12 protein-coding genes and 1 other RNA gene are annotated in these 13,875 nt (G+C 44.6%); 1 reads left to right on the plus strand and 12 read right to left on the minus strand.

Annotated elements, in window-relative coordinates; translation table 11 throughout:
* Positions 1 to 2: 2 nt before the first annotated feature.
* The 7 genes from FFM78_RS04795 to FFM78_RS04825 form a co-directional block, all read right to left on the minus strand.
* On the minus strand, positions 3 to 782 hold the full coding sequence (locus FFM78_RS04795) for an acetyl-CoA carboxylase carboxyltransferase subunit beta (RefSeq protein WP_137637304.1): 780 nt from the start codon (positions 780 to 782) through the stop codon (positions 3 to 5).
* Complete coding sequence (locus FFM78_RS04800) at positions 779 to 2,104, minus strand: acetyl-CoA carboxylase biotin carboxylase subunit (protein ID WP_137637305.1); 1,326 nt, start codon at positions 2,102 to 2,104, stop codon at positions 779 to 781. Before FFM78_RS04800 ends, FFM78_RS04795 begins: the two co-directional genes overlap by 4 nt.
* Positions 2,105 to 2,503: an acetyl-CoA carboxylase biotin carboxyl carrier protein gene (locus tag FFM78_RS04805; protein ID WP_137637306.1), complete on the minus strand. Its 399-nt coding sequence runs from the start codon at positions 2,501 to 2,503 to the stop codon at positions 2,105 to 2,107.
* A 45-nt stretch (positions 2,504 to 2,548) separates the two neighbouring features.
* Positions 2,549 to 3,523, minus strand: coding sequence for a beta-ketoacyl-ACP synthase III (locus FFM78_RS04810; protein WP_137637307.1), 975 nt, complete (start codon positions 3,521 to 3,523; stop codon positions 2,549 to 2,551).
* Between the two features lie 505 nt (positions 3,524 to 4,028).
* Positions 4,029 to 5,447, minus strand: coding sequence for an APC family permease (locus FFM78_RS04815; protein ID WP_137637308.1), 1,419 nt, complete (start codon positions 5,445 to 5,447; stop codon positions 4,029 to 4,031).
* Between the two features lie 216 nt (positions 5,448 to 5,663).
* Positions 5,664 to 6,626 (minus strand): AEC family transporter, encoded by a 963-nt coding sequence (locus FFM78_RS04820; RefSeq protein WP_137637309.1) that lies wholly within the window; start codon positions 6,624 to 6,626, stop codon positions 5,664 to 5,666.
* Between the two features lie 14 nt (positions 6,627 to 6,640).
* On the minus strand, positions 6,641 to 8,269 hold the full coding sequence (locus tag FFM78_RS04825) for a malolactic enzyme (protein WP_137637310.1): 1,629 nt from the start codon (positions 8,267 to 8,269) through the stop codon (positions 6,641 to 6,643).
* A 124-nt stretch (positions 8,270 to 8,393) separates the two neighbouring features.
* Here FFM78_RS04825 and FFM78_RS04830 point away from each other — a divergent pair, with 124 nt between their 5' ends.
* The gene (locus FFM78_RS04830) at positions 8,394 to 9,278 is read left to right on the plus strand and encodes a LysR family transcriptional regulator (RefSeq protein ID WP_137637311.1); all 885 of its coding nucleotides are present in this window, start codon (positions 8,394 to 8,396) and stop codon (positions 9,276 to 9,278) included.
* Between the two features lie 85 nt (positions 9,279 to 9,363).
* Here the strand turns inward: FFM78_RS04830 and FFM78_RS04835 are convergent, their stop codons facing one another.
* From FFM78_RS04835 to FFM78_RS04855, 5 genes are all read right to left on the minus strand, one after another.
* Positions 9,364 to 10,251 (minus strand): N-acetylmuramoyl-L-alanine amidase family protein, encoded by an 888-nt coding sequence (locus tag FFM78_RS04835; protein WP_137637312.1) that lies wholly within the window; start codon positions 10,249 to 10,251, stop codon positions 9,364 to 9,366.
* 316 nt (positions 10,252 to 10,567) lie between these two features.
* Positions 10,568 to 10,938, minus strand: a transfer-messenger RNA (tmRNA) gene (ssrA, locus tag FFM78_RS04840).
* Between the two features lie 53 nt (positions 10,939 to 10,991).
* A complete protein-coding gene (locus tag FFM78_RS04845; RefSeq protein WP_137637313.1) occupies positions 10,992 to 11,438 on the minus strand; it encodes a nucleoside 2-deoxyribosyltransferase in 447 nt (148 codons plus the stop codon).
* 145 nt (positions 11,439 to 11,583) lie between these two features.
* The gene (locus FFM78_RS04850; RefSeq protein WP_137637314.1) at positions 11,584 to 12,240 is read right to left on the minus strand and encodes an ABC transporter ATP-binding protein; all 657 of its coding nucleotides are present in this window, start codon (positions 12,238 to 12,240) and stop codon (positions 11,584 to 11,586) included.
* 15 nt (positions 12,241 to 12,255) lie between these two features.
* Entirely contained in the window at positions 12,256 to 13,710 is a 1,455-nt protein-coding gene (locus FFM78_RS04855; protein ID WP_137637315.1) for an ABC transporter permease, read from the minus strand.
* Positions 13,711 to 13,875 lie beyond the last annotated feature (165 nt).

Raw genomic sequence — 13,875 nt, forward strand, 5'->3', positions numbered from 1 at the left:
ACTCACTTTCTTTGATGAAGGCGCAATAATTGGGTCAAGGTCGCGGCTAAGTCAGGCCGCGCAACCACCGCATCTAATTGACCATGTTCAAAAAGACTTGCGGCTTTTTGAAAATCAGGTGGTAACGGTTCACGACTAGTTTCTTCAATCACACGCCTACCCGCGAAGCCAATGGTGGCACCAGCCTCAGCGATCACAGCATCAGCAGCAAAAGCAAAACTAGCCGTTACGCCTCCCATTGTCGGATCCGTTAAAATATTCAGCGTAAAATTGCCGGCAGCGTTGAGGGCATCATAAGCAGCTAACACCGTATTCATTTGTAGCAAAGACAGAATACCTTCTTGCATTCGCGCGCCACCGGAAGCAATCACTAACACTAACGGTAATTGCTGCTGCTGGGCGGCAGTAATCGCCTGACGCAAACGCGCACCAACGATCGTATTCAACGTTCCCATCATAAAATGACTATCCATAACACCTAGCACAAAAGCTTGATCACTCAAAGTGGCCGTCCCAGCAGTAAAGGCCTCACTTGCACCAGTTTGTTGTTGTGCTTGGGCTAACTTCTTTTGATAGCCTGGAAAAGCAAATGGCGGTGCGGCGGTCAACTCCGGTAACGGTTGAAACTTTTCACTGAGTTGTTGAATCCGGCGGGTGGCACTTAAACGTAAGTAGTGCCCACAATGAGGACAGATTTGTAAGTTGCCCCACTCTAAACGGTGGACATTACGCCGGCATTTAGGACATTGCTGCCAAATACCGTTTGCTGGCAAATGACTCATTGCGCATCACCTGCCAAATGGGCTAAAAAGTGAATATCAACTAAATTAGCTTGATAACTAGGAAGTGCCATAATCTGGGTCAACGTTGGTAAATTGGTGCCAATGCCGTTGATCTGCACATGCTGCAGGCAGCGTTGTAACTTTTCAATCGCCTTTTGCCGCGTTGGTTGTTTAACCAAAATTTTAGCAACTAAGGCATCATAGTACGGTAAAACCTGGTCGCCTTGGCGATAGCCAGTGTCCACGCGAGCCCCGGTGAATAATCGAAAAGTTGTCAGTTTCCCGGTCGCGAGTAACGCGCCTTGAGCTTGAGCATTTAACCGAACTTCAATGGCGTGACCTTTAAACTGCTTAATACCTGGTTTGATCAACTGGCCAGCAGCCACTTTGATTTGTGTGACGACTAGGTCCATACCGGTGGTCAGTTCGGTCACCGCATGTTCCACCTGTAAACGCGTATTCATTTCCAAGAAATAAAATTGATGATCCGCAAACAAAAATTCCAACGTCCCCAAGCCAATGTAAGCCAACCCCACCATCAACTGCTGTGCTAATTGATAAAGCTTAGTACGTTCAGCCACCGTCAAAATAGCCGCTGGACTTTCCTCGACTACCTTTTGATGATTACGTTGTAAACTGCATTCACGGTCACCAAGCAACTGTAAATGGCCGGCACGATCTTGTAAGACTTGAACTTCAATATGCCGCGCGCGGGTCAAATACTTTTCTAAATAAACCGCATCATTCAAAAAAGCTTGCCGGGCCTCTTCTTGAATTAAATGATATTGATGTTGTAGCTCTTGTTCCGAGGCTAACACACGCATCCCTTTACCGCCGCCACCAAAACTGGCCTTCAACATCACGGGATAGCCTAGACGCGCCGCAGTTTGTCGCAAAGCCGCTTCATTTTTAAGCGCACTGCCCCCTGGAATCACCGGAACACCTTGCTTTTGCACGTAAACTTTGGCAGCCGCCTTATCAGCCAATAATGCAATCGTCGCTGGTTGTGGCCCAATAAAAGTCAAGCCACATTCGGCACACATCTTAGCGAAAACCGCATCTTCAGCTAGAAAGCCGTACCCAGGATGAATCGCGTCGGCACCACTTAACAAAGCCGCCATTAAAATCGCTTCCCGATTCAGATAACTAGACTGGGCAGTATTAGGGCCTACACAATAGGCCTCATCAGCTTGTTGCACAAATAAACTGGTGCGTTCGACCTGTGCATACACAGCCACCGTTGCAATATTTAATTGATGACAGGCGCGAATGATCCGCAATGCCACCTCACCACGATTAGCAATCAAAATTTTTTTGAACATTTAGTCCGCCTCAGTAATTTTAAATAAGGGTGTGGCAAATTCAACGCCCTGGCCATCACTGACCGTAATAGCGGCGACAGTGCCGTTAACAGGACTTTTAATATCATTAAATAATTTCATACTTTCGATCTGGGCCAAAGTTGTTCCCTTAGTGACCTGTTGGCCAATTTTGACAAACGGCTGCTTCGTATCATCCAATAAATGAATGATCCCCACCATGGGACTATTAACAGTCTTACCTGCTGTGGCCGCACCTGGTGTAGCCGGCTTAGTGATCACATCAGGTGCGGCCACCGTACGCTTAACGTGTACGTATAGATCCGCATCCCTTAATTCAACTTCGGCAAATTCACTTTTAGCCAACACAGCTAACAGGTCAGCGATTTGTTTTGCATCCATCCCCAAGCCCTACTTTCTAACTAGTTAATTATATTTGCACACTCTTTAGAGACGTAACAGCAGGCTACCATAAGCTAGGCCACCGCCAAAACCTGTCAGTACAGCTAGTTTACCGTGTGCTTGCGGCCAAACCTCAGCCAAGGCCATCGGGACCCCCGCCGACGAAGTATTACCATAACGCTGGACATTAGTGGGAAACTTACTCATCGGCTGTTTTAATGCCGCCGCAATTTGTTCAATGATCCTTAAATTAGCTTGATGACAAATGAATAAATCAACATCATCTGCCGTTAACTGATTAGCGGCCAGTAAGTCAGCAATTTGCACCGGCACCGTTTTAGTGGCAAACTCAAACACCGCCCGCCCTTGCATCGTAAATGGTGCCATCTGCGGCTTGTGGTCTGCTTGCAGTGTACTTAACGGCGCCACCGCACCACTCATAATTGCTTCATGCCGCCGACCATCGGTTTGTAACTTACTATCAATAAAACTTTCTGCCGTAGCAACCGTACTTTGGCTCAATAAAACCCCACCAGCCCCATCACCGAAAAATACAGCTGTGGTACGGTCCTGCCAATCCAACATTTTACTATTGGTTTCCGCGCTGATCACTAACGCATGTTTAAATTTACCCTGGCGCAAAAATTTTTCGGCAGTAGTCGCGGCAAAAATAAACCCTGCACAGGCAGCGCTAACATCAAAAGCCACTGCATTAGTTGCACCGATCTGTTCCTGAACTAAGCAAGCCGTCGCCGGCGTTAAATAATCTGGTGTGATCGTGGAAACAATGATCAAATCAATGGCACTAGCCGCCACACCACTTTGGGCTAACAACTCAGCGGCAACTTTACTAGCTAAAGTCGCCGTATTCTGCTGTAACGCAATGTGGCGCGTTTTGATTCCAGTATGACTTTGGATCCATTCATCACTGGTTGGCATTAGCTGACTCATTTCATCGTTGGTCACCACTCGCTCCGGCACATAATAGGCGCTAGCAGCAAGTTTCACGTAATTAGGCATGGATATAACCCTCCCATTTCGTTTACTTGATCGTTAACATTACTGACCTAATTAGCCGTAATGCTAAAAGTTGTTTTATGAATAAATAGTGCAAAGATTGTTCTCTAATTGGTAGCAGGAACCGTTTAGTAACTACGGACAACCCCTAAAATTTGACTAAACGTGTTGTTATGCTCAGATATCCCTGCCTTGGGGCCGTACTCACCTTAGATCAAGCGGCAAGCACTTCCCCTTCATTTTAAAGTTCTAACTTAAAATGACTTAATTCCAAACAGATTAATTATAATAAGCTGACGCGACATAAACAAGTCATCTGGTTGTAACTTGGTTTTTTATTAATAATTTGGTGGTTGTTAAGTTGAAGTGCTATTATAACATACTCACGTTAAGCGCCGTAGTTAAGCAAAAAAAGAATCGCGACATAAATAATATTATGCCGCGACCCTTTACTTTTTTCAAATCATAGACTTAAAGTGCCTAGTTGCACACTTGCTTAGGGCATACTTTATTCTTCCTGTTGGCGGGTAACACTGTGCCAATAACCATAACTGAAGTAAACGATCAACCCAATGACCAACCAAATAATAAAGGCAACCCAGGTAAACAAACGTAACTGCGTCATCAATACAATACAAAAGATAAATGACAACCACGGCAAATACGGATAAAACGGTACTTTAAAGGACTTAGGTGCGTTGCCTAAAACTTTATCCTTGCGCAAGAACACCACCCCAACCGAAACCAAGGCGAAGGCAAACAAGGTCCCGATGTTCACCAGTTCAGCAATTCGGTCCAACGGAATAATTGCGGCAAAAATTGCGGCGATCAAACCAAAAACCCAAGTGTTTAAAACAGGGACATGGGTTTTTCGATTTAATTTCATCAATCCCTTAGGCAATAAGCCATCACGACTGATTGCAAACAAGAGGCGCGTGCCCCCGTAGGACATGACCAACAATACCGTTGTCATGCCGATCACAGCGCCAACAGAAACGATCCCTGCTACCCAATTTTGCTGCATTAATCCAAGGGCAAAAGCAACTGGATCATCAACATTTAACTTCGTGTAGTGGACAACACCCGTTAAAACTGTGGATAAAATCGTGTAAAGCAGTGTGGTGATGATCAAGGAAGTAATGATCCCGATCGGCATATCCCGTTGCGGATTTTTAACTTCCTCCGAAGCCGTTGAAACGGCGTCAAAGCCAATATAGGCGTAAAAGGCCACTGATGCACCAGTTAAGACCCCATGAAACCCAAAAGGTAAAAAGGGATGCCAGTTAGTTGGCTTAATGTAAAACGCCCCGACAACCACAAATAACACGATCACGGAGATCTTGATCAAAACCATCACATTATTGACCCGCGTTGATTCAGTGATTCCGCCAGTTAACAGCAATGCGATCAATAGAACAACGATAAAGGCTGGCAAATTAAACACCGCACCCGCCTTACTGGCCGTCCCTGCGGCAGCCGTCAGCGCCACCGGTAATTTTAAGCCAAAACCGGCTAAAATATTTTGAAAATACGCCGACCAACTGACCGCCACCGATGAAACGGCAAATAAATATTCTGAGATCAACGCCCAACCTAAGATCCAGGCCAGAAATTCGCCAAAAATACTATAAATATAAGTATAGGCACTACCAGCTAACGGGATCGTTGATGAAAATTCTGAGTAACACAGCGCCGCTAACGAACAGACCACAGCTGCCAACAAAAAGGAAAACATTACCCCTGGGCCGGTATATTGAGCCGCCAAGATCCCCGGTAAAATGAAGATCCCTGAACCAACGATCGCGCCAACACCCATCATACTCAAACTAAAAGCCGACAAGTTTTTTTCCAGCCCTTGTTTTGAGTTCGCCAACGCATCTAAGTCAATGTGTTTGCGCACAAATAAATTCTTTAATGTAAACTTCAATATTAATTTCCTCCTGACACTCACAAAAAAATGGCGCAATACCGCTTTAGCGCAACCACACCCGCTGTGCTGGTCTTTTTAACCAATCACGATACTATCGTCAATTTCATTGTTTAGCCATTTAATTTTAATGCATCTCTTATTCTGTGTCAATTTTCTAAGAATCAAAGTGACATCAGTGTACAAAAAAAATCGCCGGCTAGCGGCGATCTAAATTTAAATAAATTGAATCAATTCCATTAAAATTGGCACGACGATCACGAAAAGGACCGTACTTGTCGTCACAACGTTAGTCGCATATTCCACATCACCATGTGACTGTCCCGCCAAGATCGGTAAAACGGCTAAGCCAGGAGCAGCGGCCTGGATGATCAAGGTGCTTGATTCCAAATTAGGAATACCGGCGCCACCACTTTTACCGATAATCAACATTAAGATCATCAACGCTGGCGCAATGACGAAACGGCCTAACAACGCCCAAACTGTATCACGATCAAAATGGATCGAGGCCAAACCAGCATCGGCTAAAACGATACCGATATAGATCAATGACATCGGTGTGACAATCCCGCCAACCATGGATAACGTGCTATCGATCCATGCCGGAACGGGAATTGCTAACAGCAGAAAAACCAAAGCAACCAAGAAACCGATCAATGGTGCTGGCAATAACTTACGCCAATTAAACGGTTCCTTATGACTTTTATCCTTCGTTGGATCATCATTGGAAATAAAGAAGACACCGACGGCCCAAGTAGAAACAGTATTCATCACATAATAGATCAGGAAGTACGGCATACTTTTTTCACCGAATAACGCTAAATTTAGTGGTAACCCAATAAAAATCGTATTGGCGTTAACAAACATATTAATAAACGTGCCCCGGCGTCCAGGCCGAATGTGTAATAGCTTAGTCAGTAGCCACGCGACAATGTAACCAAGCGTGAAGCTCCCAAAAGCATACAATAAGCCACCAGACAGACTAACTAACTTGTCCCGGGTCAAATATTTTAACACGGAAACGAAAATCGAAGCCGGTAACGCAATATTCATGATCAAAAAGGAAATACTAGTTTTAAATTTTTCATCGAATTTATTTTTTTTACGTAGGTAAAACCCTAAGGCAATCACTAAAATAATTTCGACAACACTTTCGACTGACGTCATAAATGCAGTCATTGATCAACACCCCATTATTTATATTCTGGTACCCATTTTAAGTTAGTTACGGCCGCGTCCACATCCGTGATCGGCTGCCGATTTAATTGCTGGGCAACGGCACTGTGTGCAACAGCGGTGGCTACAGTCTGTGAGAATTCGGCCAATTTGGAAACTGGCGGTAACACCGCAGCACCTGGTTGGCTGGCGTCAACAATGCCACCTAGCGAGTGCGCCGCTGCCGAAATCATGGTGTCATTTAAACGTGTCGCCGTTGCGGCCAACGTCCCTAAACCTAAGCCAGGATAAACTAAAGCATTGTTGGCCTGACCGATTTGGTAAGTGACCCCTTTGTAAGTCACATCTGCAGCGGGAATTCCGGTTGCCACCAAGGCGCGGCCATCCGTCCACGCAATTAAATCAGCGGCTTTGGCTTCAGCTAATTTAGTTGGGTTAGACAATGGGAAAATAATTGGCCGGTCAGTATGGGCCGCCATTTCCTTAACAATTGTTTCGGTAAATGCCCCTGGCTGAGTTGACGTTCCGACTAAAATCGTTGGTTGCACGGCTTTGACCACCGCAGCTAAGTTAGTCAACTCAGCTGCGTTAGTAAATTCACTGCGTTGCCGCGCAAATAATTTTTGTTCTGGCGTCAAAGTTGGATCATCGCTGAACAGTAATCCTTGCTTATCCACTAAATAAAAATGCCGCCGTGCTTCATCCGGTGTCAAACCAGCTTCCACCATTTCGTCAAAGATCCGGCTAGTAATACCGGCGCCGGCAGTTCCGGCACCAAAGGACAGATAAACCTGATCCGTGAATTTTTGTTGAGAAATTTGTAGCGCCCCTAAAATGCCAGCTAAAACAATAATTCCTGTCCCTTGAATATCATCGTTGAAGGTCGTGATCTTGTCTTGATAACGATTCAAAATATTAGCAGCATTACTGCGGCCAAAATCTTCCCAATGCAAGTACAATTCTGGGAATAAGTCTTCAGCAGCGGCCACAAAATGATCCACAAAGTCATCATAACGTTGCCCGCGGATCCGTTCATGCTGATTACCTAGATACAAAGGATCAGCCATTAGCTTTTGATTATTAGTTCCTGCATCTAAAACAACGGGTAAGACGGTACTAGGGTCAATACCGGCGGCAGCAGTATAAACCATTAATTTACCCACCGCAATATCAACACCATTTGTACCCCAATCGCCAATCCCTAAAATACCTTCAGCATCAGTGACAACGATCAACTTAATGTCACGACCGGCGGCAGCATGACGCAAAGTTTCTTTGATCGTTGCATCGTCTTCATCGATCGATAAGAAGGCTGCTCCTTGGGACTGTACATACAATTCACTGTAATTTTCAATGGTATCGGCGATCGTAGGATCATAAACGATCGGCATAAATTCAACTACATGTTGACTAAATAGCTTATAGAATAGGACCCGGTTGGTATTAAAGATTGCCATCAAAAACAACCGTTTTTCCAGATCAGATGATTTCGTTTGGTACTGCGCGTATGTTTGTTCAACTTGCTGCGCCAAAGTTTGAATCTGCGGTGGCACCAAACCGGTCAAACCAAGTTCTTGCCGTTCAGCGGCCGTAAAAGCAGTTCCTTTGTTTAGAAATGGATCATTTAAAATTGTTTGTGGATTCATAAAAAGCGCTCCCTTTAAGTCATTAATAAGTTCATGACCGTAGTCTACACGCAAGCAAAACTTATAGTCAAACCCAGCAACTGTGATAAAATATTTTTATATGAGCACAAAAGGAGGAGCTATTATGAACTTACGCGACTTAACTTACTTTGACGCTTTAGCAACCTTAAAAAATTACACCGCTGTTGCCCAGCGGTTTCACGTTAGCCAACCTACGATCACTTACGCGATCAAACGCTTGGAAATAGAGTTAGACACACAATTACTATTGCGCGATCGTTCCCACCGGCAGATCGAACTGACCACTAACGGGCAACAATTCGAACAACATGTGGCCTTGATCTTACATGAATTAAAATTGGCGCGAACCGAGATCACCGCCAGTCGCCAACAAAAAGTTAAGTTTGGCTTACCACCGATCATTGGGACGTACTACTTTCCAAAATTGGCGCAGCGCTTGGCGCAACACGGCCTGATCAGTCACCTAAATACACTGGAAGCTGGCTCTAGTACGCTTTTACAACAGCTGCGCACCGGTGAAGTTGATCTGGCTTTATTAGGCTCCACTACCCCGCTGACAGATCAATTGATCGCGGCCGAAATTTTATATCAGCAACCATTTAAAATCATTGTCAGTCCCGAACATCCGTTGGCCCAAGCTGGCAAAGTTGCGTTTACGCAATTGGCAAATGAAAACTTCGTTACCTTAAAGGAAGGTTTCGTTCACCCCGCCGCTTTACGCCAATTAGCACAGCCAGCTGGCTTTACGCCTAATGTCGTTTACACCACACCCGATATCAGCGTTTTGAAAAGTATGGTCGCCGAAAATATTGGTATCGGCTTTTTGACGGCTTTGGCGATCTCCCCAGCCGATAATGTGATCGCCTTAGAACTAGCCGATGTTAAGCCACCGCAATTTCTGATTTCGTTGGCCTACCGTAAAAACCAGGTGCAATCTGCTTTGCAACAAAAACTGATCACCCAATTACAACAGCCACTCAAGGCATAAAAAAAGTCACGCCACCTTGATCAGGGTGCCGTGACCAGCTATTTATTTTCGGAACCACCACGCCGTATTAAGTCGTTTTTCGGGTTTAATTGGCCGTGTAGTTTGCTAAACCTTTATAAACTAACCGTGCAACTTGCTGCTGATACGCACTGGAACTGATGTACGAATAATCAGTGTAATCGTTAATATAACCCATTTCCAACAAGACAGCCGGCATTGTGCTATCCCGAATAACTTGGAAATTACCGTAAGCTGTGCCCCGATTGTCCAAAGTCAAAGTATTCAACGATTTGGATAAGGTTTTGGCAAAAGTTTTACTAGCTTTATGATAATAATAAGTGGTAAAACCAGTTGCGGTGTTCGCCTCGGGAGAAGAATCAAAATGGAAACTGATAAACAGACTTGCTCCCTGCTTGTTGGCTAATTTAGGGCGCGCTGCTAAGGCGACACTGGTGTCACTGCTACGGGTCATGATCACCCGTGCGTGGCTGGCCTTTAATTGTTGCTGCAATGCCAGCCCCATTTTTAAGGTGTATTTCTTCTCATAAGTCCCATTTGTGGCTAACGCACCTGAATCGACGCCACCATGACCAGGATCGATCACGATGGTTTGTTCCGCTAAACGGTTAGTTGCCGTTGTCGCGTTATAATCGCTATTGATCAGCCACGACGGCAACCAACCGATTTTACCTGCATAGGTGACCTTATCCCAACCATTTTTCTTACTTAAATAACCGATTTTAGCGCCACTTTTGACTGTCGCCACTGCCTTACTGGAGTTAGGCGCTTGACGCATGATCAATGCTGGTGCAGAAACTGTGATCGTTTTGGTCGCCTTTTCATTGGGCTGCGTCACGTGTTTAATACCCAACCAAATCGCACCACATACCAAAATCAATACTATGATCTGAGCAATACGAAAAGTCATTAATTGTTTTTTGCGTCGCTGCTGCGCTCGTTTCAAACTGGTCACCTTTTCATCATCTAATTTATTTCGTAACGTCTATTTTACGCATCTTAGCTAAAAATAACCTTAAAATTTTTATTAATAATTCTGATTACCCTACATCGCGAATCAGGTGCGCCCTTCAAGTACGCCTAAAACACTCGGCTAGCCGTACCACAAGCACCGTTTACACTCAGATTACTAAATAGCTTAATATACAAACTGATTGCCGCGCTTCTGACCTACCTTCATATAGAAGTTAAGCGATTTAGACAAAAAAATAACCCTACTAATCATTGATTTAGCAAGGTTATTTTACACTGCGGCAGCTATTGAATTTTAAAAATGGAGGCGGCGGGAGTCGAACCCGCGTCCAAGCATATTGCCTCTAAGATATCTACGCTCATAGTTATCTTATTTAGAAATTCGCCTAATCCAAACGCCAGACCACACGGCAACCAGAACTAGACTATCCTGATGATCTCTTGTAAAAACTGCAGGTGGAAGTTTTTACCGTAGTCCACTTAATTTGAGACCCGTATCCAACACATGGACGATGCTAGGCGGATCTACGCAGCTACTGTTTAGGCAGCTAAAGCGTAAGAGTTGTTATTGTTTTTAGCAGTTATATTAACTGTTAACGTTTTAACGTAGTCGTAACCTACGAAGCGCAATCTTAGCTCAAACTACACCTGTCGAATCCTAAACGTCCCCATATATTACCTAAATAGTATAGCATCGAATTGGCCAAGCGCCAAGCAGTTTGCTTAGAATACTTCACCAGTAAAGGGCTTCTCCGGTAAATGTTCAAAATTTAATTGCGTTAATTCGATCAGTTGGTGGCAATAGTGATGCAGTCCCTGTGCGATCATCAAATTAACACTGTGATGTTGTTGGTAATAAACCACCACCGGGATCTGTTTAGCCACAGCATAACCGATCTCAAACATCGTACCGGGATCGCTGTAGCCAGCCTTATAATCGTAAACTGCCACCACAACATCCGCGCTGGTCAGACCCGCCAGATCCTCATGGTAAGCCAGATTGCGCCACTGCGGAGTGCCAAATTCCAAGCCCGCCGCGTTAGTATCGTTCATCGGCACAAAAATATTGGCCACCGTTGGATTTTGCTTCAAGGTTTGTTCCACTGCCTGTAAGCGTTCGATCTGATCATCATCAAAAAATGGTGCCGCAAGATAAATATTAGCTGCCACAGTAAATTGCTCCTAACTGAAATTAATAGTAGTGCCATTATACGTTAAAAACGAACAAAATTCAATCAGAAATATGATTCATTCGGCTTATTCTACAACATTTAAAAGGGTCAAAACCCGCAGGTTTTGACCCTTTTTTTAACGCTTAACTAACCATAAATTGGCGTTCTGCTAATTTAATTTGAACGTCACCTTTTTGCGCGATTTTTGTATCATGGGTAACAATGATCACCGTTTTATGATGTTTATGGGCTAGATCTTGAAATAATTTAACGATCATCGCGGAGTTCTCATCATCCAAATTACCGGTGGGCTCATCGGCGATCACAATATTGGCATCCACTAGCATGGCGCGAATGATCGCCACTCGTTGCTGTTGACCACCTGAAAGCTGCTGCACGTTTTTCTTTGCGTCTGCTTCCTCGATGCCGACACCTTTTAACGCATCCAAAACATATTGTTTGTCGTTTTTATGCTGCGAAGCGGTGACGGCCAACGCGGTCAGCACATTGTCCAGTGCCGACATATACATCAACAAATTATATTGTTGGAACACAATGGCGACCTTGTGTTTACGATAATTAGTGGCGCCGATCTTTTCAATATTTTCACCATCGAGAAAAATTTCTCCCGCCTGTGGTTTATCCAAACCAGCAATGAAAGCTAAGAAAGTCGTTTTGCCTGAGCCGGATGCGCCGACGATCGTATAAACTTTATCCGCAGTAAAGCTTAGATTAACATTCTCGTAAAGCGGTTTACCTGATTTACCATACCAATGAGTCAAATTTTTAACGGTTAACATAAGTTAAGCCTCCCTCTATTCGCCGATCAAGATATCCTTCGGCCGCAAACGTAAAATGCTGACAGCAGCTAAACAAACGGCCAGTGCAATGATCACTAAGCCCATACCGCCAAGTTTAATGACGGAGCTTGGCGTAATACTTGTATTTAACGTCTTCAAGGCTTTCTTATTAGCTGCACTAGTGGTAGCCTGATTAGTCATGCCCCCGCGCAGCGTGCCGCCAGTTTTACCAGCAGGCATATTACCGCCTCCAGGAGTGCCAGTTGGCGCGCCACTAGTCGAGCCCGTGTTGGAAACGGAAGTTGTTTGCTGCTGTGCCAACAACTGATTACCGACTTTATTACCGACAAAGCTACCCAGCAATAACGCCACCACCATTGCGCCGATCAAAATGGTAAATAGTTCCGCAAATAATTGACCAATAATATGCAGCTTAGACTCCCCTAGAGAAACCAAAACCCCGATCTCACGCTGACGATTACGCACGGATAAAATAATGATCAGACCGAGAATGATCGTTCCGGCAATCGCCACTAACCAAACGATTTTCTTAGCAAAAGCTTGCACGTTTTTCATCGGCTGGAGTAATTGCTGATAACTAGCATCATCAGAACTAACGGAAAATGAGCTATTTGCAATGATCTGTTTGATCTGCTTGGTGGTCGCTTTTTCCTTGGCTGAATTTTCTAAAGTATAGGTCACACTACTAGATTTACCAACAGTGCCGCTAATACTAGCCGGTAAAGTGTAGCTGGTATAGATCGTATTGCTGGGATCATTACCTGGCATTGAGGTACTACTGGTTTTGGCCTTATAGATCCCGACAACCTTTAATTTGATCTTTTTAGCACTGGAGGCCGTCGTTTTAACTGTGATCGTATCGCCGACCTTAACGCTGTTATCCGTGGCTAATTCTTTTTCAATAACCACGTTTTTCGTGTTGGCGTCACTGGCGGTAATGTTGCGCCCAGACACAAGTTTAGCCTGGTTACTAGTAAAAGCAGTGGTGTGTGCTGTACTAGATACCCCATTGATCGTGATATCACCAGAGCTAGCTGTCGTGCCACCGCCACCAGGACCACCACTGGGCATACTACTAGTTCCAGTGGTTGTGGAAACGGCATCAAAAGAGCTGGCATTGACCGATGCAGTGTTGGTGATGTTATAGTACGCCACCGTACTCAAACTGCCCGCCTTTTTAATCTTCGTGTTAGCCACAGTTGGGGTGGTCAAAGTTTTCGTTTTGGCCGTACTCGAGCGCATTTGCGAAAACATTTTATCCCGATTAGCTGCAACGGAGATTGTAGTCCCTGCTGATTTAGTGACGTTGTTAGTCGCTGTGATCGCCGCATTTTGAATAATAATACCTGATAATACAAAAACTAAAATGGCCGACATGATCAAAAGCATTAACAAACTCTGCCCTTTCTTATGAACCAAATAGAGTCGCGACCGTTTTAAATAATTCATTTTCTCATCTCCTTGCCTGATTAAGCCGTATTTTACGCAGTCTAACTTAAATGAAGGTTAAAACAAAAAAACGTACGCCCAAAGTTGATTGGGACGCGCGTTTTAGTGTAATGTTTGAAAACAAAAGCGGGATAGACAAAAGTTCCGGCCGCACTGCTGAGCCTG

Source organism: Loigolactobacillus binensis (assembly GCF_005405165.1).
Lineage (GTDB): Bacteria > Bacillota > Bacilli > Lactobacillales > Lactobacillaceae > Loigolactobacillus > Loigolactobacillus binensis.

What these genes read in the sequence shown, in the direction of transcription:
- FFM78_RS04825 (WP_137637310.1), bottom strand. Translation starts at nt 8,269, where the DNA reads ATGAATCCACAAACAATTTTAAATGATCCATTTCTAAACAAAGGAACT.
- FFM78_RS04805 (WP_137637306.1), bottom strand. Translation starts at nt 2,503, where the DNA reads ATGGATGCAAAACAAATCGCTGACCTGTTAGCTGTGTTGGCTAAAAGT.
- FFM78_RS04810 (WP_137637307.1), bottom strand. Translation starts at nt 3,523, where the DNA reads ATGCCTAATTACGTGAAACTTGCTGCTAGCGCCTATTATGTGCCGGAG.
- FFM78_RS04800 (WP_137637305.1), bottom strand. Translation starts at nt 2,104, where the DNA reads ATGTTCAAAAAAATTTTGATTGCTAATCGTGGTGAGGTGGCATTGCGG.
- FFM78_RS04820 (WP_137637309.1), bottom strand. Translation starts at nt 6,626, where the DNA reads ATGACTGCATTTATGACGTCAGTCGAAAGTGTTGTCGAAATTATTTTA.
- FFM78_RS04830 (WP_137637311.1), top strand. Translation starts at nt 8,394, where the DNA reads ATGAACTTACGCGACTTAACTTACTTTGACGCTTTAGCAACCTTAAAA.
- FFM78_RS04855 (WP_137637315.1), bottom strand. Translation starts at nt 13,710, where the DNA reads ATGAATTATTTAAAACGGTCGCGACTCTATTTGGTTCATAAGAAAGGG.
- FFM78_RS04850 (WP_137637314.1), bottom strand. Translation starts at nt 12,240, where the DNA reads ATGTTAACCGTTAAAAATTTGACTCATTGGTATGGTAAATCAGGTAAA.
- FFM78_RS04795 (WP_137637304.1), bottom strand. Translation starts at nt 782, where the DNA reads ATGAGTCATTTGCCAGCAAACGGTATTTGGCAGCAATGTCCTAAATGC.